At 63.4% G+C, this 16,391-nt stretch carries 19 protein-coding genes; 11 read left to right on the top strand and 8 right to left on the bottom strand.

Annotated elements, in window-relative coordinates; all coding sequences use genetic code 11:
- Positions 1–173 precede the first annotated feature (173 nt).
- The 5 genes from ACNAOU_RS07665 (at position 174) to ACNAOU_RS07645 (ending at position 3,786) form a co-directional block, all read left to right on the top strand.
- Positions 174–644, top strand: a complete 471-nt coding sequence (locus ACNAOU_RS07665) for an Lrp/AsnC family transcriptional regulator (protein WP_018777500.1) — start codon at positions 174–176, stop codon at positions 642–644.
- 146 nt (positions 645–790) lie between these two features.
- Positions 791–1,513, top strand: coding sequence for a hypothetical protein (locus ACNAOU_RS07660; protein WP_422758375.1), 723 nt, complete (start codon positions 791–793; stop codon positions 1,511–1,513).
- Between the two features lie 129 nt (positions 1,514–1,642).
- Positions 1,643–2,050: a DUF4383 domain-containing protein gene (locus ACNAOU_RS07655; protein ID WP_018777498.1), complete on the top strand. Its 408-nt coding sequence runs from the start codon at positions 1,643–1,645 to the stop codon at positions 2,048–2,050.
- Positions 2,051–2,084: 34 nt separating this feature from the next.
- Positions 2,085–2,690 (top strand): hypothetical protein, encoded by a 606-nt coding sequence (locus ACNAOU_RS07650; protein ID WP_039240485.1) that lies wholly within the window; start codon positions 2,085–2,087, stop codon positions 2,688–2,690.
- Positions 2,691–2,766: 76 nt separating this feature from the next.
- Positions 2,767–3,786: a PHP domain-containing protein gene (locus ACNAOU_RS07645; RefSeq protein ID WP_422758374.1), complete on the top strand. Its 1,020-nt coding sequence runs from the start codon at positions 2,767–2,769 to the stop codon at positions 3,784–3,786.
- Between the two features lie 58 nt (positions 3,787–3,844).
- Here the strand turns inward: ACNAOU_RS07645 and ACNAOU_RS07640 are convergent, their stop codons facing one another.
- A complete protein-coding gene (locus ACNAOU_RS07640) occupies positions 3,845–5,464 on the bottom strand; it encodes a solute symporter family protein (RefSeq protein ID WP_018777495.1) in 1,620 nt (539 codons plus the stop codon).
- A complete protein-coding gene (locus ACNAOU_RS07635; protein ID WP_055975136.1) occupies positions 5,461–5,841 on the bottom strand; it encodes a DUF485 domain-containing protein in 381 nt (126 codons plus the stop codon). Before ACNAOU_RS07635 ends, ACNAOU_RS07640 begins: the two co-directional genes overlap by 4 nt.
- A 201-nt stretch (positions 5,842–6,042) precedes the next feature.
- On the opposite strand from ACNAOU_RS07635, the gene ACNAOU_RS07630 reads away from it, so the two are divergent.
- Genes ACNAOU_RS07630 through ACNAOU_RS07610 form a run of 5 tightly spaced genes read left to right on the top strand, consistent with a single transcriptional unit; the run spans position 6,043 to position 10,563 of the window.
- On the top strand, positions 6,043–7,233 hold the full coding sequence (locus tag ACNAOU_RS07630) for a sensor histidine kinase (RefSeq protein WP_018777493.1): 1,191 nt from the start codon (positions 6,043–6,045) through the stop codon (positions 7,231–7,233).
- Between the two features lie 21 nt (positions 7,234–7,254).
- Entirely contained in the window at positions 7,255–7,974 is a 720-nt protein-coding gene (locus ACNAOU_RS07625) for a LytR/AlgR family response regulator transcription factor (RefSeq protein WP_039240480.1), read from the top strand.
- Positions 7,971–8,333, top strand: a complete 363-nt coding sequence (locus ACNAOU_RS07620; RefSeq protein ID WP_422758373.1) for a hypothetical protein — start codon at positions 7,971–7,973, stop codon at positions 8,331–8,333. The genes ACNAOU_RS07625 and ACNAOU_RS07620 overlap by 4 nt, the downstream gene beginning before the upstream one ends.
- Positions 8,330–9,796, top strand: coding sequence for a cation acetate symporter (locus ACNAOU_RS07615; protein ID WP_422758372.1), 1,467 nt, complete (start codon positions 8,330–8,332; stop codon positions 9,794–9,796). The genes ACNAOU_RS07620 and ACNAOU_RS07615 overlap by 4 nt, the downstream gene beginning before the upstream one ends.
- Before the next feature lie 41 nt (positions 9,797–9,837).
- On the top strand, positions 9,838–10,563 hold the full coding sequence (locus tag ACNAOU_RS07610) for a hypothetical protein (protein WP_413307340.1): 726 nt from the start codon (positions 9,838–9,840) through the stop codon (positions 10,561–10,563).
- Between the two features lie 3 nt (positions 10,564–10,566).
- Here ACNAOU_RS07610 and ACNAOU_RS07605 read toward each other — a convergent pair whose 3' ends face one another.
- The 6 genes from ACNAOU_RS07605 to rpsB form a co-directional block, all read right to left on the bottom strand.
- Complete coding sequence (locus tag ACNAOU_RS07605; protein ID WP_018777488.1) at positions 10,567–11,151, bottom strand: DivIVA domain-containing protein; 585 nt, start codon at positions 11,149–11,151, stop codon at positions 10,567–10,569.
- A 20-nt stretch (positions 11,152–11,171) separates the two neighbouring features.
- The gene (locus ACNAOU_RS07600) at positions 11,172–12,107 is read right to left on the bottom strand and encodes a phosphatidate cytidylyltransferase (RefSeq protein WP_079581017.1); all 936 of its coding nucleotides are present in this window, start codon (positions 12,105–12,107) and stop codon (positions 11,172–11,174) included.
- Positions 12,107–12,664, bottom strand: a complete 558-nt coding sequence (frr, locus tag ACNAOU_RS07595) for a ribosome recycling factor (protein WP_018777486.1) — start codon at positions 12,662–12,664, stop codon at positions 12,107–12,109. The genes ACNAOU_RS07600 and frr overlap by 1 nt, the downstream gene beginning before the upstream one ends.
- Positions 12,665–12,765: 101 nt before the next feature.
- On the bottom strand, positions 12,766–13,503 hold the full coding sequence (gene pyrH / locus ACNAOU_RS07590; RefSeq protein WP_018777485.1) for a UMP kinase: 738 nt from the start codon (positions 13,501–13,503) through the stop codon (positions 12,766–12,768).
- Positions 13,504–13,624: 121 nt separating this feature from the next.
- Positions 13,625–14,461: a translation elongation factor Ts gene (gene tsf, locus ACNAOU_RS07585; protein ID WP_018777484.1), complete on the bottom strand. Its 837-nt coding sequence runs from the start codon at positions 14,459–14,461 to the stop codon at positions 13,625–13,627.
- Positions 14,462–14,582: 121 nt separating this feature from the next.
- Positions 14,583–15,452 (bottom strand): 30S ribosomal protein S2, encoded by an 870-nt coding sequence (gene rpsB, locus ACNAOU_RS07580; protein ID WP_018777483.1) that lies wholly within the window; start codon positions 15,450–15,452, stop codon positions 14,583–14,585.
- Positions 15,453–15,859: 407 nt separating this feature from the next.
- Between rpsB and ACNAOU_RS07575 the strand changes: the two genes are divergently transcribed.
- Positions 15,860–16,366, top strand: a complete 507-nt coding sequence (locus tag ACNAOU_RS07575; protein WP_018777482.1) for a M23 family metallopeptidase — start codon at positions 15,860–15,862, stop codon at positions 16,364–16,366.
- Positions 16,367–16,391 lie beyond the last annotated feature (25 nt).

Here is a 16,391-nt window from a genome sequence, read left to right as displayed (position 1 = left end):
CGTTTTCGTCGGCGCTCGCAGGACTTGTGATCCTGCCGCACGCCGGCCCTCCGGCACCTTCGCCGGAGTTAATTGTGACCCTACTCACAGAACGCATCGGGTACAACTACCCGGGATGAAGTTGAGCATTATGCACTATTCGGAGTATCTGGGGCGTGCTAATCTTGCGCATTATGCAACCCTTGGATGGCACCGACACCCGCCTTCTTTCCGCCATGGCAAAGGATCCCCGTGGCACTGTGGTTGCCCTTGCGCAGAAGCTCGGCCTCTCCCGCAACACGGTGCAGGCCCGCATGGCGCAGCTCGAAAAGAAACACGCCTTTCTGTCGTTCGAACGACGGATCAATCCTGTGGCCCTCGGCTACCCCCTGACGGCCTTCATCACCGTCCACGTGCAGCAGCAGAAGCTCGCTTCCCTGGCGCGGGACCTGGCCGACATCCCGGAAATCCTCGAAGGCTTTGGCCTCACCGGCTCCGCTGACCTGTTGTTGCGTGTCGTTGCGCTGGATGCGGAAGACCTCTACCGCATCAATGGAAAGATCCTCGGTTGCGACGGAGTGGACAGGACGGACACCGCGCTGGCCATGCGTGAGATGATCCCGTACCGCGTGCAGCCGCTCCTGGGACGTCGTTCCGGGGCTTGAACCGCCACTTCACCTGCGGTGTTCCGTCGCGCCTCTTGCCCGCGGAAGCGGAAATACGCTTTGATTCAAGAGGACGCACCGGGGGCCGCCCAGAGGTTCCCGGCCAGGTGGTGGCGCTGCCGAAGGCTGCCGAAAGGGGCACTACCGTGAGCAACCCGCAAGAACCCAGCCAGAACCAGCCCGGGTACAACCCGCCTCCGGTTCCCCCGGGGCCCGGTTACCCGCCGCAGACCGGAGCGTCGCCGCAGTGGCAACAGCCGCCGTCGTCCGATCCCCAAAACGGGAACCCGCAATACGCGGCTCCCGGCCAACAGAACCCCTATCCCCAGGGACAAACCCCACCAGGGCAGTATCAACCAGGCCAATATCAGCCGGCCCAGTACCCACCGGGCCAATACCCGCCCGGGCAGTACCAACCAGGACAGTACGGCCAGCAACCGCCCAAGAAGAACCGAAAAGTTCTGTGGATCGTCCTCGGCATCGTGGCGGGCGTCATCGTGCTGGCGGTAGTCGGCGTCCTCATCCTGGTCAATGTGGTGGGCAATGCCACCTCCAAGGCCCGGTCGATGGCGGACGAATTCACCAACCTTGTGGTCTCCGGCCAGACCGAACAGGCCTACGACAACTACCTCAGCCAGCCCCTCAAGGACGAACTGGACAAGCAGTCCTTCGTGGACGGCATCGCCAGCCTGGAACTGGACAGCTCGTGCAAGCCGAACTACAACTCCGTAAGCGTTGACTCAAACAACGGGAACAACAAGGCCAACCTCGCAGGCAAACTGCAATGTGACGGCAAGACGATCGACCTCCAGTACGTTTTCGAGGGCACCAACGACCTCAAAATGAGCAGCATCCGCCTCCGCCCCTAGCCGGCAAGAAATAAATCCGCCCATCCACCCATCCACGCAAACGCATGATCCGAATCACTGCTTGAGAGTCCCGACCGGGACTCAGCAGGTCGGCCGGGAATCCCGGCCATCACCGGAAGGCTCGGACCAATGCGTACTTCGCCCAATCGCTTGATCGCCACCATCTTCGGAGCCGTCTACCTCTTGGTAGGCGTGCTCGGATTCTTCGTCACCTCGGGAATCGGCTTCTTCGCCACCGAGGGCGCCAATTTGATCATCTTCGCCGTGAACCCGCTTCACAACATCATCCACTTGGCCATTGGCGCAGCCCTCCTCATCGCCGGCATGAACAGCGTCACGCTGTCCAAGTCCATCAACACCGCAGTCGGCGGCGTCTACCTGCTGGTCGGCATCGTGGGCCTCTTCCTGGTGGGCAGCTCACTGAACATCATCGCCCTGAACGGCGCGGACAACGTCCTGCACCTCGCCAGCGCCGTGGTACTGCTGGGCGTTGCATTGTCCCAGGACAAGGCCACCGTAGCTTCCGCCCGCGCCTGATCATCGACTCCAAAGGACGAGGACGGTAACAGCCATGCACCGCGTGAACCACCCCACCCTGAGGGCAGCTGTAGTGCTGTACGTATACTTCGCTGCTATGGCAGCCGGGATGGTTGAACTGTCCCTGGCCGCCGGGTACCTCGCTGGAACTGGATCCGCCGCCCTGGGCATGGTTGTTGCCGGCGGTGCAGCCCTCGCGGCGGGCCTGGCCTTCATGGCCTGGTCGCTGTGGGGCCTGCACCGCAATTCCCTCGTCCTGGCCCGTTTCGCGCTCCCGGCCCTCGCCACGGCAGCGGTCGCGCACGTAGCGGCCATGGCTGCAGGGATCACCTCCCAGCGCTCCCTTGACGTCAGCCACTTTGCCGCCTTCGGCCTGACCCTCATGGCACTTGCCGGGGCAGGCTGGCTCAGGCGGCAGCACAAGACCAACGACGGCGGCGCCCACGGCCAGCCAAGGACCGGGCGGCTTCTGGCAGCCGCGTTCGGAGCCGCCGTCGTTGTTGCCTCAGTAGCAACACCCGGACTGGCCGCGTCGATGGCCGGCCAGTACGCCGTTCCGCACGGGGAACACGGCCAGGCACCCGTCGGAGAAAACGGCCAGGGCACCAATCCCGCCCTGGATCCGGGCCACCACCACTAGGTGGCGGTCACGGACCGGCGCACCATCAAACCGTGCCCACTGTTGATGGTGCGCCTGGTTCGTGGATCATGGAGCCATGGATCCCATTGAGGCGCTCGACGAAATTTCTTTCTGGCTGGAACGCAGCCAAGCACCAACCTTCAAGGTCCAGGCTTTCCGGAAGGCAGCCGACGCCGCACGGAAACTCTCAACAGATGAACTGGCCCGGCTCGTCGCCAGCGGCAGGATCACCAGCCTCAAAGGCGTAGGCAGCCGCAGCGCCGAAGTCATCACCCAGGCACTGGAGGACCGCGTCCCCGACTACCTGGCCGACCTCCGCGGGAAGGGCACCGAAGCCCTTGCCTCCGGCGGAGACACACTCAGGGCCGCGTTGCGCGGCGACCTGCACAGTCACAGCAATTGGTCCGACGGCGGCTCGCCCATCGAAGCCATGGTGGCTGCGGCCCGCACGCTCGGACGCGAATACCTGGCCCTGACCGACCACTCCCCCAACCTCACCATCGCCAACGGCCTCAGCGTCGAACGGCTCGAAAAACAGCTGGACGTGGTGGAAGGTATCAATTCTTCCCAAGACGACTTCCGCTTGCTCAAGGGCATCGAGGTGGACATCCTGGAGGACGGCACACTGGACCAGACCCCTGCAATGCTGGACAAGCTCGACGTCGTGGTCGCCAGTGTCCACTCCAAGCTCCGAGCCGACAAGAAGACCATGACCGAACGGATGCTTGGCGGTATCAGCGACCCCCACACCAACGTTTTGGGTCATTGCACCGGTCGGCTGGTCCAGGGATCACGCGGGACCCGGCCCCAATCGGAATTCGACGCCCCCAAGGTTTTCAAGGAATGCGCCGAGTGGGGCGTCGCCGTCGAAATCAACTCGCGGCCCGAGCGCCAGGACCCACCGGATGACCTCGTCAAGATGGCCCTCGACGCCGGCTGTCTGTTCAGCATAGACAGCGATGCCCATGCTCCCGGCCAGCTCGACTTCCTGCAGTATGGTGCCGAGCGCGCAGAAGCCCTGGGGGTGCCGATGGAACGCATCGTGACCACCTGGCCGCTGGCCCGATTGAAAGAGTGGCTCAGCCTGAAGAAATGACGCACGCAAAAGGCTCCCCCGGAAAACGCTGTTTCCAGGGGAGCCTTTTGTTCCGGTCTTAGTGGTTCACCGCCTTTTCGGCGCCGATGCCGGTCAGCGAACGTACTTCCATTTCAGCTTGCTTGGCCGGGTCCTCGCGCCGCTTGTCCAGGACAGTTCCGAGCCAGCCCAGGAAGAACGCCAACGGGATGGACACGATGCCCGGGTTGCTCAGCGGGAAAATGGCGAAGTTGGCGCCGGGGATCATGGACGTCTTGGCGCCGGAGACCACGGGCGAGAAAGTGATCAGCAGGATGGCTGCGGCGAGGCCGCCATACATGCTCCAGACTGCGCCCTGGGTGGTGAACTTCTTCCAGAAGAGGGAGTACACGATGGTGGGCAGGTTTGCTGATGCCGCAACAGCGAAGGCGAGCGCCACCAGGAAGGCCACGTTCTGGCCGTTGGCGAAGATGCCTCCCAGGATGGCGAGGACGCCGATCACCACCACTGTGCGCCGGGCGACCTTGACTTCCGTGGTGGCGTCCGCCTTGCCCTTGGAGATGACGTTTGCGTAGATGTCGTGGGCGAAGGATGCTGCCGCAGTAATGGTCAGTCCGGCCACCACCGCAAGGATGGTTGCGAAGGCTACGGCCGAGATGAATCCAAGCAGCAGCGGGCCACCCAGGTGGAACGCCAGGAGCGGGGCGGCCGAGTTCACGCCGCCGGGTGCGGACTTGATGGTTTCTGCACCCACCAGGGCTGCTGCGCCGTAGCCCAGCACCAAAGTAAACAAGTAGAACAGGCCGATCAGCCAGATGGCCCACACCACTGATTTGCGGGCTTCCTTGGCCGTCGGGACGGTGTAGAAGCGCATCAGGACGTGCGGCAGGGCTGCTGTTCCAAGGACCAATGCCAGGCCAAGGGACATGAAGTCGAGCTTGGACGTCTCGGTCTTGCCATACTGCAGGCCCGGGTTGAGGATGTTCGGGTTGTTGGCCGCTTCCGCTGCCGATCCCAGCAGGTTGGAGAGGTTGAAACCGTAGATCGCGAGGACCATGGCCGTCATGACGGCGGCACCGGCGATGAGCAGGATGGCTTTGATGATCTGCACCCAGGTGGTGCCCTTCATGCCGCCGATAAGCACGTACATGATCATCAAGGCCCCGACGACGATAATCACCAGGGCTTGTCCGCCCCAGTCACTGATACCCAGCAGGAGCGAGATCAGGCTGCCCGCACCGGCCATCTGGGCGAGGAGGTAGAAGAAGCAGACGGCGAGGGTGGACAGTGCCGCCGCGATGCGCACGGGGCGTTGCCTCAACCGGAAGGACAGGACATCGGCCATGGTGAACTTGCCGGTGTTCCGGAGCAGTTCGGCCACCAGCAGCAGGGCCACCAGCCAGGCGACGAGGAAGCCGATGGAGTAGAGGAAACCGTCATAGCCGTTGATGGCGATGGCGCCCGTGATGCCAAGGAACGAGGCCGCCGAAAGGTAGTCCCCGGCGATGGCGGTACCGTTCTGGGAGCCGGTGAAGGAACGTCCGGCTGCGTAGTAGTCGGCAGCTGTCTTGTTGTTGCGGCTTGCCCTGAAGACAATCACCATGGTGACGGCGACGAAAAGGGCGAAAATGCCCATGTTCAGGAGCGTGGTGTCTTTCAGGGCAGCGACCTCTACTGCCGGGACCATGGTGGCGTTCATTTGGCTCCTCCGTGGATGACGTTGCCGTCCTTATCGAATTGGTGCCCCTCGATCTCATTGCGGATTTCGGCCGCGATGGGGTCCAGCTTCCTGTTGGAGTAGCTCACGTACCAGGCCGTGATGCCGAAAGTGGTGACGAACTGGAGCAGGCCAAGAATCAGGCCGACGTTGATGTTGCCCCAGACTTTGGTGGACATGAAGGCGACGGCATAGTCGGCCAAAAGAACGTACGCGAAATACCACAGCAGGAAGATCACTGCCATGGGAAAGACAAAGCTGCGGTGCCGCTTGCGCAGCGTCTTGAACCGTTCCGTCTGCTGGACTTCCTGGAAGTCCACGGACGCCGTTGCGTCCTGGGGTTGGGCCTCATTACCCATGGTTCCTCCTGGTTGTGATGAGTCCACGTCAGCGCGCGCGGCTGATGTGACTGCAATCACTATCGAATGCGCTCCGGCTTCCCATCCATAGATACGCCGGTCGGCGTCGCCCAGCGGCTGTACCGCTGCGCCAAACGGTGGGTTGCAGCAGGCCACAGGCGATAACGAGGTTCGGGGAACACATCGGACTACGCTGGCCTTATGCCCGATTCCCCGCTCTTCACCGCAGCCGCCATCGCCGTGATCGTGCTGGCGGTCGCCGTCGTCGTGGGCGTTGGCCTGAAGGTGATCCGCTCCTTCCGGGACCTCGGCACGGACGCCGAACGCGCCACGTACAACACGCTGCACGCAGCATCGCGGGCGGGCCAGCATCTGCGCGCGGGCCTCCAGCCTGCGGGAGCTGCCAAAGCCAGCAGGCAGCTGCGCGTCCTGCTGGGCTGCGACGCCTTCGCCATGACGGACACCGCCTCTGTACTTGCGTGGGACGGGGCGGCGGAGGAACTCCGGCCAGCACTGATGGGGCTCGCAGCCGAAGTCCTTGCGACCGGGCGGACTGCCGTGGTTCCCCACGCAGGCCATTCCACGGACAAAGCCGGGCCTGATTTCAGTGCTGTCATCGCCCCGATCAGGGCAGGCTCCAGGGTTGTCGGTTCGGTTGCGGCGTTGGCTCCCGCCGCCGGAGCAGGTCTGGTGCGGGCGACCAGTGAGGTTGCTGACTGGATTGCGGCACAACTGGAGCTGGCGGAGCTGGAGGCCTCAAGGACCCTGCTGATGGAAGCGGAAGTGCGGGCCCTGCGCGCGCAGATCAGCCCGCACTTCATCTACAACTCGTTGAACGCCATTGCGTCCTTTATCAACACGGACCCGGCCAGGGCCAGGGAACTCGTGGTGGAATTCGCCGACTTCACCAGGTACTCCTTCCGCAGGCACGGCGACTTCACCACGGTGGCGGAGGAGCTGCGGTGCATCGACCGTTACCTCCTGCTGGAGCGGGCACGCTTCGGTGAGCGCGTCCAAGTCAGCCTGCGGATCGCACCCGAAGTGCTGAGCACCGTCATTCCGTTCCTCAGCCTCCAACCGTTGGTGGAAAACGCGGTCAGGCACGGTTTGGAAGCGAAGGAAGGTCCGGGGCACATCACCATCTGCGCCAATGATTCAGGGGCGTTCGCCGAAGTCACCATCGAAGACGACGGCGTGGGCATGGATCCGGAGCACCTGCGGTCAGTCCTCGCCGGACATACGGATGGCGACCATGTGGGGCTCCGCAATGTCGATGCCCGGCTGCGACAGGTCTACGGAGATGAGCACGGCCTGGTGATCGATACGGCCCCCGGCGAAGGTACCCTGATCACGCTGCGGGTCCCGAAGTCGCAACCCGGCCACGACGCCTGAGGCGGCGGTTAGTCTTTAATCATGATCAACGTGCTCGTCGCCGATGACGAACTGCCCGCGGTGGAAGAACTTGCCTTCCTCCTCGGACGGGATGCGCGGATTGGCGCCATCCATCGCGCGTCCTCCGGGACCGAGGCGCTCCGCAAGCTGGAAACGGAGTCCGTCGATGCCGTCTTCCTGGACATCCATATGCCCGCCCTGTCAGGCCTGGACATTGCCCGCGCCATTTCCCGCAGCAGCAGCCCGCCCGCCGTCGTCTTCGTCACCGCCGACGAAGACTGCGCACTGGAGGCCTTCGACCTCGCCGCCGTCGACTATCTGCTCAAGCCGCTCCGGGCGGAACGGCTGGCCCGTTCGGTGGACCGGATCAGTGAACTCATCAAGGACGGTACTCCTGCCCCGGAAATGATTACCGTTGACCTCGGCAGCACCACCCGGATGATCCGCCGGGACGATGTCACGTACGTGCAAGCACAAGGCGACTACGCAAGGCTGCACACCGCCGAGGCCAGCTACCTCATCCGGGTTTCCCTCACCGATCTCGAGCAGAAATGGGCGGACGCCGGGTTCATCAGGATTCACCGCTCCTACCTGATCGCGCTGCAGCACGTGCAACACCTCAAGCTTTCCACTACCGGACCGAGCGTCGCTGTCTCGGGTGCTGAGCTGCCCATCAGCAGGCGGCACCTGCCCTCGGTCAGGGACAAGCTGCAGTCCACCCGCATCCGGCCACAGGCATGACCCGGGTCCGCGTTACCGCTCCACGCCAGTCGGCCGCGCCGGCCACCGGCCGGGTGCCGTACCCACATGAGGCCGCAGAGGACTCGGACGCCGGCCGGATCTTTGTCCGTTCCCTCATCCGCTCCCAGCTTCGCCTGGCGTTGGTGGTGGCGTGCGGATTCCTGATCATCCTCGCTGTACTTGCAACGATCCTGGTCTACGGCCCCGGCGTAGCGGAGACGCGCCTTGTGGGAATCCGCTTGGACTGGCTGGCGCTTGGGGTGGGCATCTATCCGGTAATCGGCCTGAGCGCATGGCTTTACAACCGGGCAGCAGCACGCAACGAGGCCCGCTACCGGGACCTGGTGGAGGACAAGTGAACCCAGCCGTTGGCTTGTTCGCGTTCCTCGCCGTTTCCCTCGCCACGGCGGTCATCGGCTTTTACGGGTTGCGCGTCTCCCGGACCACCAGCGACTTCTACGTGGCCTCACGCACCGTCCCTCCGTGGTGGAACGCCTCCGCGATTGGCGGCGAGTATCTTTCAGCCGCGAGTTTCCTGGGGGTAGCGGGGCTGATCCTGCTCTCCGGCACCGACGCTCTCTGGTTCCCCGTTGGCTACACGGCCGGTTACCTGATGCTCCTGCTCTTCGTGGCGGCACCGCTGCGCCGCTCCGGCGCGTACACCATCCCCGATTTCACCGAGGCCCGCCTGGACTCCCCCTTGGTCCGCCGCGTCACGAGCCTGGTGGTGGTGGCCGTGGGCTGGCTCTATATCGTTCCGCAACTGCACGGCGCCGCGCTCACCATCCGGATAACCACCGGCCTGCCGTCGTGGGTAGGCTCGACGGCGGTGGTGGCGGTTGTGTGCCTCACGGTGGTGGCAGGTGGCATGAGGTCCATTACGTTTGTCCAGGCTTTCCAGTACTGGCTGAAACTGACTGCCCTTGCCGTGCCTGTGGTCTTCATCCTGTTGGTGCTGGTTGGCAACGGAACTCCACCGCAGGCGCCCTTGCCGGTCAATCCCACCGGCCAGCCCGCTGCGGGTGCCTACCAACACATCTCGCTGCTGGTGGCCTTGCTGTTCGGAACCCTTGGCCTGCCGCATGTGCTGGTGCGGTTCTACACCAACCCGGACGGCCAATCTGCGCGCCGGACCACGCTGATCGTCCTGGGCCTACTCTCCGTGTTCTACCTCTTCCCCACTCTCTCCGGCGCCTTGGGACGGATGTTCGCCCCCGAGCTCGCACACTCCGGACAAGCGGACGCCCTGATCCTCCTCCTCCCGGGCAAGCTGATCGGCGGGGTGCCAGGTGACCTGTTGTCAGCGCTCGTGGTGGCAGGCGCCTTCGCTGCCTTCCTGTCCACGACATCCGGCCTGGTGGTGTCGCTGTCCGGTGTCATCAGCCAGGACCTGTTCGGGGGAAGTGTGAGGGGGTTCCGCCTCGCGGCGGTGATGGCCGCCGTCGTGCCTTTGGGTTTTGCTTTCATGACGGACACCCTGGCCCTGGCCGGCAGCGTCGGCCTGGTCTTCGCGTTCACCGCTTCCACCATCTGTCCTGTCCTGCTGCTGGGCATTTGGTGGCGCGGCCTGACGGACTTTGGTGCGATCGCAGGGATGGTCACAGGCGCAGTGCTGTGTGGGGGTGCCATGGTGGCGGGCACCCTGACTGGGACAGGGAACGCTCCCGCTTGGCTGGCCCAGCCCGCGGCGTGGAGTGTGCCTTCAGCCTTCGCCGTCACGGTAATCGTGTCCATCGTGACGCGGAACCGCGTTCCCGCCTCAGTCAACCGGGTGATGTCACGGCTGCATGTACCTGAGCGGCCGGTAGCTACCGAGCGCTGAAAGCTGTTGTCCGCGCAACGGCCCGGGAGGACAATGTCGCCATGTCCGAGGAACCACAATCCGGCGGCCGGGAACCAACACCTGCCGGCCATGGGCAAGCAACGGCCGGTCCGCCGGAGCTGTCGCCAAGCGTCCGCGCGCAACTGCTGGCCACTGAGCATTGGAGCTTGCTCGCTTCACGGAGCACCACGCAGGGGGAAGTCCTCACGCGGATCAGCATGTTCCTGACGTTCACCTCGGCCAGCCTGCTCAGTGTGGCACTGGTGGGCCAGGCAACCCAATTCTCCGGCGCCTTCCGGGCCTTTGCCCTGACCGTTCTGGGCATTGACCTGGTGGTGGGCCTGTTGACGCATATCCGCGTCATGAGCGTCGGCATGGAGGACCTCATGTACGTCATTGCCATGAACCGGCTCCGTGCCGCCTACGTGGACCTGGACCCGGGAATGGCTCCGTACTTGATGGCCGGGTACCACGACGACGAAGAAGGCTCGAAGCACACCTACTACTTCCTGGGCGGCAGGAAGGACTTCAGCCAGGTGGCAGGCAGCAGCATGGTTTTCATGGGCTTCGCCAACTCTGCCCTGATCGCACTGCTGCTCGGATCAGCCCTGTTGGCAGCCGGCCTGCCTGTTGTGTTTGCCGTGGCCATCGCAGTTGTTGTGGCCCTGGCGTTCTTCGCCACATCCTTGGTACGGGGCAGGCGCCACTACATGGACGTATGGAAGAACAATCCGCCGCTCTCCCCCACGCCTCACCAGCCCGGGTAGGCGTCAGTCAATGGCCGCCATCAGCTCCACGACTCGGGCGAGGAAGGCATCGACCTGCGCTTCTTCGTAGCCCTCATCGCCCTTGGCTGCACGGAACACGGCCCGTCGAACGGTGTCTACGCTCAAGGGCTGATCGTTTTCCAGGTAGCCGATCAACTCAACGCACAGGGCATCGACATCCTGGACGTTGTAACTGCGCGTCCGCTTGCGTGCCGGGCGGCGGAAACGCTCACCGTCGGGCCTGTGCAGCCTGCCGCGAAGTATCCCGGAAAGCTTCCCGATCTGGCGCAACCAGGCTTCCTCGCCTTGTTGGCTGATCAGTTCGTCCCGCTCACGGCGTGCGAACGCGTCCTCAAGGCGGTCCAGGGCGGCGTCCACGCTGTGGGCGTCGTAGCCACCCTTGACGGGGTCGAAAGCCACCTCACGGACATCCACGCTGGCAACCTGGTCAGCGGCGCCAACAGGGTTCTCAAACGACGTCCGTGCGCGCTGGAGAAACTCGTCTACCTGCTTGGCGTTATAACCGTATTTGCTGCGTTCCACGCGGTCGAACGTCGCGGGGATCTGGCGTCGAATATCCAAGGCCACTATTTTTCCTTCATCGGTTGTCAGACGCCGCTCAGCAGCGCGAACAAAACATAGGCCACAGGGGCCGCGAACACGATCGAGTCCAGACGGTCCATCACACCACCATGGCCCGGCAAGATACTGCTCATGTCCTTGACGCCGAGTTCCCTCTTGACCATGGACTCGGCAAGGTCGCCAGCGGTTGCTGCGGCAACCATTCCAACGGCCAGGACAAGGCCGACCCACCAAGGCCGGTCCAGCAGGAAGATGCAGGCCAGGACACCGATCACCATGGCACCACCCACAGATCCCGCGAACCCCTCCCAGGACTTCTTGGGACTGATCTTCGGAGCCATCGGGTGCTTGCCGAACGAAGCTCCCACGATGTAGCCGAAAGTGTCATTCGATACCACCAGCAGCAGCATGGAGGCGATCTGCCATGCCCCGTCCGGGATTCCATGCGGCCAGAAGCCCACGGGGGTGGCTCCGCCAGTGGCGTGAAGCGGCAGCGCAGCGAAACTGATCAGGAACGGTATCCACGCCAAAGTGAAGACACCCGCGAAGACGCTGCGAGGCGCCCCGGCTGCGCTTTCGATGGAGCGCCAGAGCAGTACGGCCACCGAGCTGGCTGTCATGGTGAAGAGCAGGCCTTCGAGACCACCAAAGTAGGCCGAAACCGGCATCACCAGGCTGCCGACCATCACTGGAACGATCGGCATCCTGGTGCCTTGGGCTTCGAGGGCACGGAAAACTTCCCAAACACCAAGGACCGCGAAGGCCGTGGTGAGCAGGACGAACCCCAACGGGAGGAACAGCAGCCCGCCCAGGACGGCCAGCAGCATGGCAAGGCCGACGCCGATGGCCGCGGGCAGGTTGCGGCCTGCCTTGGGTGTGGGGTTCGCCCGCACACGCCGTGCGCGCTTGGGGGTATCGCGTGTCGGGACCCGTTCAGCGGGCGCCGGCTCAGCCTGGCTCATCAGACCTCGAGCAGCTCGGCTTCCTTGCGCTTGAGCAGCTCGTCGATGCTGTCGACGTGCTGCTTGGTCAGGGCATCGAGCTCCTTCTCAGCGCGCGAGCCCTCGTCTTCACCGGCTTCGCCGTCCTTGACGAGCTTGTCCAGGGTGTCCTTTGCCTTGCGGCGGATGCTTCGGATGGAGACCTTGGCGTCCTCACCCTTGCCCTTGACGATCTTCACGTATTCCTTGCGGCGCTCTTTGGTGAGCTCCGGGATGGTGACGCGGATGACGTTGCCGTCGTTGGACGGGTTGGCCCCGACTTCGGAGTCACTTAGGGCCTTTTCGATGTCGCGCAGCGCGGTCTTGTCATAAGGCGTGATCAGGATGGTACGGGCATCGGGCACACCGAAGGACGCCAGCTGCTGGAGCGGGGTGGGTGTGCCGTAGTACTCAACGATGACCTTGTTGTAGAGACCGGGGTTGGCCCGGCCCGTACGGATCGTGGCGAAATCGTCCTTGGCTACTTCCACGGCTTTGTCCATCTTCTCGCCGGCTTCGAGTAAGGTCTCTTCGATCACGGGTTTCTCCTCAGAAATAGTTGCTGCCCAGCTGCAGGCGGCAATGCACAGTAAAGATCCGCCACCAGGGGCGGACGGTCCTAGAAATATCCTAGCCCTTGCTAGGGAGTTACCAGGGTTCCCAGCGTTTCGCCGAGGATCGCCCGGGTGACATTGCCTTCGCCCTCCATGCCGAAGACCACCATGGAGAGGTTGTTGTCCTTGCACATGGTCATGGCGGTCTGGTCCATGACGCGGATGTCGCGGCGCAGGGCGTCGTCGTAGCTGAGGACATCGAGCTTCTCGGCGGTGGGGTCCTTCTTCGGGTCGGCCGTGTAAACGCCGTCCACGCCGCTCTTGGCCATCAGGACAACATCTGCGTGCACTTCCAGCGCACGCTGCGCAGCCACCGTGTCGGTGGAGAAATACGGCAAGCCGGCGCCTGCACCGAAAATGACTACCCGGCCTTTTTCCATGTGGCGGATGGCGCGGCGGGGAATGTAGGCCTCGGCCACCTGGCCCATCGTGATGGCGCTCTGGACACGGGTCTCCACTCCGGCCTGCTCCAGGAAGTCCTGCAGCGCGAGGCAGTTCATGACGGTGCCCAGCATGCCCATGTAGTCGGCGCGGGAGCGATCCATGCCGCTTTGGGACAGTTCAGCGCCCCGGAAGAAGTTGCCGCCGCCAACAACGATTGCAACTTCCACATCCGCAACACCTGCTGCGATCTGCTTGGCAATGGCCCTGACGGTCTCGGGATCGACGCCGAGCTTGCCTCCGCCGATGACTTCGCCGGAAAGTTTCAGAAGTACACGTCGGCGGGTCTTCTCGGGCTGGATTGCAGTGTTGACGGTTTCCATGGTGCCTTCCCGTTGGTGGACTCTGGCTAGATTATCGTGCTGGGGGTCCGCGCAGGTACTACCCGGACGCGTGCATGAAAAAGGGGCGGCCACCGAAGTGACCACCCCTTTTCATGAATTACTAGTTTCCGACGCGGAAACGGGTTACTGCGGTTGCCTTGACGCCGGCTTCTTCGAGGACCTGTGCAACAGTCTTCTTGGAATCCTTGGCGAATGCCTGGTCAACCAGAACTTCACCCTTGTAGAAGCCCGTAACGCGGCCTTCTACGATCTTCGGGAGAGCAGCTTCAGGCTTGCCTTCAGCCTTCGCGGTCTCTTCGGCGATACGGCGCTCGGACTCGACCAGTTCGGCCGGGACGTCTTCGCGGGTCAGGTAGTTCGGTGCCATTGCTGCAACGTGGACAGCGATGTCGTGTGCGGCGGTGGCAGCGGCTTCGCCTTCACCGTCAACAGCGAACAGGACGCCGACCTGGGCCGGGAGGTCCTTGGACGTCTTGTGCAGGTAGGCGTCAACCGTGGTGCCCTCAACGCGGGAGATGCGACGGACAACAACCTTTTCGCCGAGGACAGCGCCCTCTTCGACGACGACCTCGGACAACGGCTTGCCGTCGACTTCGGTTGCCAGCAGGGTTTCGAGGTCGGCTGCGCCGGACTCGACTGCAACGTTGAGGACCTTGTCGGCCAGCTGGATGAACTTGTCAGCCTTGGCAACGAAGTCGGTCTCGCAGTTGACTTCGATCATTACGCCAACGCCGCCGTTGACCTTGGCAGCAACCAGGCCCTCAGCCGTGGAACGGCCTTCGCGCTTGGTGGCACCCTTGAGGCCCTTGATGCGGATGATCTCGATGGCCTTCTCAGCGTCACCGTTGGCCTCGTCAAGAGCCTTCTTGACGTCCATCATGCCGGCGCCGGTGCGCTCGCGCAGGGCCTTGATGTCAGCAGCAGTGTAGTTCGCCATGTGAACCCCTCTGTCTAGAAATTTGTGTGTTTACGGACTGACAGGACGGCAGCCCACCGTGTGAGCCGCCATCCTGTCAGTTGCCCCCGACGCTGTCTCCAGCATCAGGGAAGGTCCAGATTTACTTGGCTTCGGCTTCGCCGGTTGCAGCTTCAGTTGCTTCCGGAGCTTCTGCTGCGGGAGCTTCTGCGGCCGGAGCCTCAGCTGCTGCTGCTTCTTCAGCCTTGCTGCCTTCGAGGAGCTCGCGCTCCCACTCGGCCAGCGGCTCTTCCGGAGCTTCGGTGGTACCGGTTGCGCGCTGGTTGCGGGCGATGAGGCCCTCAGCTACGGCGTCGGCAACAACGCGGGTGAGCAGGTTGACGGAGCGGATGGCGTCGTCGTTGCCCGGGATCGGGAAGTCGACTTCATCGGGATCGCAGTTGGTGTCCAGGATGGCAACAACCGGGATGTTCAGCTTCTTGGCTTCGTCAACAGCAAGGTGTTCCTTCTTGGTGTCAACAACCCACAGAACCGAGGGAGCCTTGGTCAGGTTGCGGATACCGCCGAGGTTGGACTCGAGCTTGGTGAGTTCACGCTTGAGGAGCAGGAGCTCCTTCTTGGTGTAAGCGGAGCCGGCGACGTCGTCGAAGTTGATCTCTTCGAGTTCCTTCATGCGCTGGATACGCTTGGCGACGGTCTGGAAGTTGGTGAGCATACCGCCCAACCAACGCTGGTTGACGTACGGCTGGCCAACACGGGTAGCCTGCTCGGCAATTGCTTCCTGAGCCTGCTTCTTGGTGCCGACGAACAGGACGGTGCCGCCGTGGGCGACAGTAGCCTTGACGAACTCGTAGGCGCGGTCGATGTAGGACAGCGACTGCTGAAGGTCGATGATGTAGATGCCGTTGCGTTCCGTGAAGATGAAGCGCTTCATCTTCGGGTTCCAACGACGGGTCTGGTGTCCAAAGTGGACGCCGCTGTCAAGCAGCTGGCGCATGGTTACGACGGGCATGCCGACGCTCCTTCCGGCAGGTCATTCATGAGAGAGCCCATGGGGCTGCTCTTACCCTGCCAATAGTTGACGGTTGTTTAGCCTCTGCCCGGACGGGCGCGGCTCCTGGCATCCATTGCGCTTCTCATCCGGCATGGAACCAAAGGCTCCTCCGGACCGCAAGAGGCACAATCCTCCGCAGCATGAAACCATGGGCTTCGCTGGAGGAGGGCTGGATACGCGTAGTCAGCCTGGCACCCCCACACATCTGAATGAGACATGTTCCTGAACAAGCTTGAGGGCACAGCAAACTGCTCCACCAAGTGTACTACAGCCATACCGCCCAACGGACCGCCCATCACCGGCAGTTGTCCACATACCGGCTCCCCCGTATAGCCCCGGGATCACGCAAAGGGAAGGCTGGATCCATGTCCTTCCTGAAGCTGGCAGCCACCTTGATCCTTACCCTCAACATCACTCTCAGCATCCCGTCCGGGGCGGACGGCGCCCCGGACGCTCCCCAGGGAAGATGGAGCTGGCCGCTGTCCCCCAAGCCGTCCGTCCTGCGGACGTTTGATCCTCCGGACAAGCCGTGGCTGAGCGGACACCGCGGCGTGGATTTAGGCCCAAGGCCCGACGGCGGACAGGTCACCGCGCCGTCCGATGGCGTGGTGGCCTTCGCCGGCGTCGTGGTTGACCGCCCGGTCCTCACCATCGATCACGGCGACGGACTCAGGAGCAGTTTCGAACCCGTGGCCAGCAGCCTTAAGCAGGGCGACCACGTGGCCAAAGGGCAAACGGTCGGCACCCTGCAGTCGGGACACTGCGGAAGCACCACGTGCCTGCATTGGGGTGTTCGGCGCGGCGAGGAGTACCTCAATCCACTGGGCTTTGTGTCCGACCTGCGCCCATCAGTGTTGCTGCCGCTGGAGTGAGCCCCGCCGCGCCGTCCGCGGAGGT

It is taken from the genome of Paenarthrobacter sp. C1 (assembly GCF_049315185.1).
GTDB lineage: Bacteria > Actinomycetota > Actinomycetes > Actinomycetales > Micrococcaceae > Arthrobacter > Arthrobacter nicotinovorans.
The sequence above is the reverse complement of the archived record's forward strand: the minus strand, read 5'-3'. Positions and strand labels throughout refer to the sequence as shown.

What these genes read in the sequence shown, in the direction of transcription:
- ACNAOU_RS07665 (WP_018777500.1), top strand. Translation starts at nt 174, where the DNA reads ATGCAACCCTTGGATGGCACCGACACCCGCCTTCTTTCCGCCATGGCA.
- ACNAOU_RS07655 (WP_018777498.1), top strand. Translation starts at nt 1,643, where the DNA reads ATGCGTACTTCGCCCAATCGCTTGATCGCCACCATCTTCGGAGCCGTC.
- ACNAOU_RS07650 (WP_039240485.1), top strand. Translation starts at nt 2,085, where the DNA reads ATGCACCGCGTGAACCACCCCACCCTGAGGGCAGCTGTAGTGCTGTAC.
- ACNAOU_RS07645 (WP_422758374.1), top strand. Translation starts at nt 2,767, where the DNA reads ATGGATCCCATTGAGGCGCTCGACGAAATTTCTTTCTGGCTGGAACGC.
- ACNAOU_RS07640 (WP_018777495.1), bottom strand. Translation starts at nt 5,464, where the DNA reads ATGAACGCCACCATGGTCCCGGCAGTAGAGGTCGCTGCCCTGAAAGAC.
- ACNAOU_RS07635 (WP_055975136.1), bottom strand. Translation starts at nt 5,841, where the DNA reads ATGGGTAATGAGGCCCAACCCCAGGACGCAACGGCGTCCGTGGACTTC.
- ACNAOU_RS07630 (WP_018777493.1), top strand. Translation starts at nt 6,043, where the DNA reads ATGCCCGATTCCCCGCTCTTCACCGCAGCCGCCATCGCCGTGATCGTG.
- ACNAOU_RS07625 (WP_039240480.1), top strand. Translation starts at nt 7,255, where the DNA reads ATGATCAACGTGCTCGTCGCCGATGACGAACTGCCCGCGGTGGAAGAA.
- ACNAOU_RS07620 (WP_422758373.1), top strand. Translation starts at nt 7,971, where the DNA reads ATGACCCGGGTCCGCGTTACCGCTCCACGCCAGTCGGCCGCGCCGGCC.
- ACNAOU_RS07610 (WP_413307340.1), top strand. Translation starts at nt 9,838, where the DNA reads ATGTCCGAGGAACCACAATCCGGCGGCCGGGAACCAACACCTGCCGGC.
- ACNAOU_RS07600 (WP_079581017.1), bottom strand. Translation starts at nt 12,107, where the DNA reads ATGAGCCAGGCTGAGCCGGCGCCCGCTGAACGGGTCCCGACACGCGAT.
- pyrH (WP_018777485.1), bottom strand. Translation starts at nt 13,503, where the DNA reads ATGGAAACCGTCAACACTGCAATCCAGCCCGAGAAGACCCGCCGACGT.
- tsf (WP_018777484.1), bottom strand. Translation starts at nt 14,461, where the DNA reads ATGGCGAACTACACTGCTGCTGACATCAAGGCCCTGCGCGAGCGCACC.
- rpsB (WP_018777483.1), bottom strand. Translation starts at nt 15,452, where the DNA reads ATGCCCGTCGTAACCATGCGCCAGCTGCTTGACAGCGGCGTCCACTTT.
- ACNAOU_RS07575 (WP_018777482.1), top strand. Translation starts at nt 15,860, where the DNA reads ATGTCCTTCCTGAAGCTGGCAGCCACCTTGATCCTTACCCTCAACATC.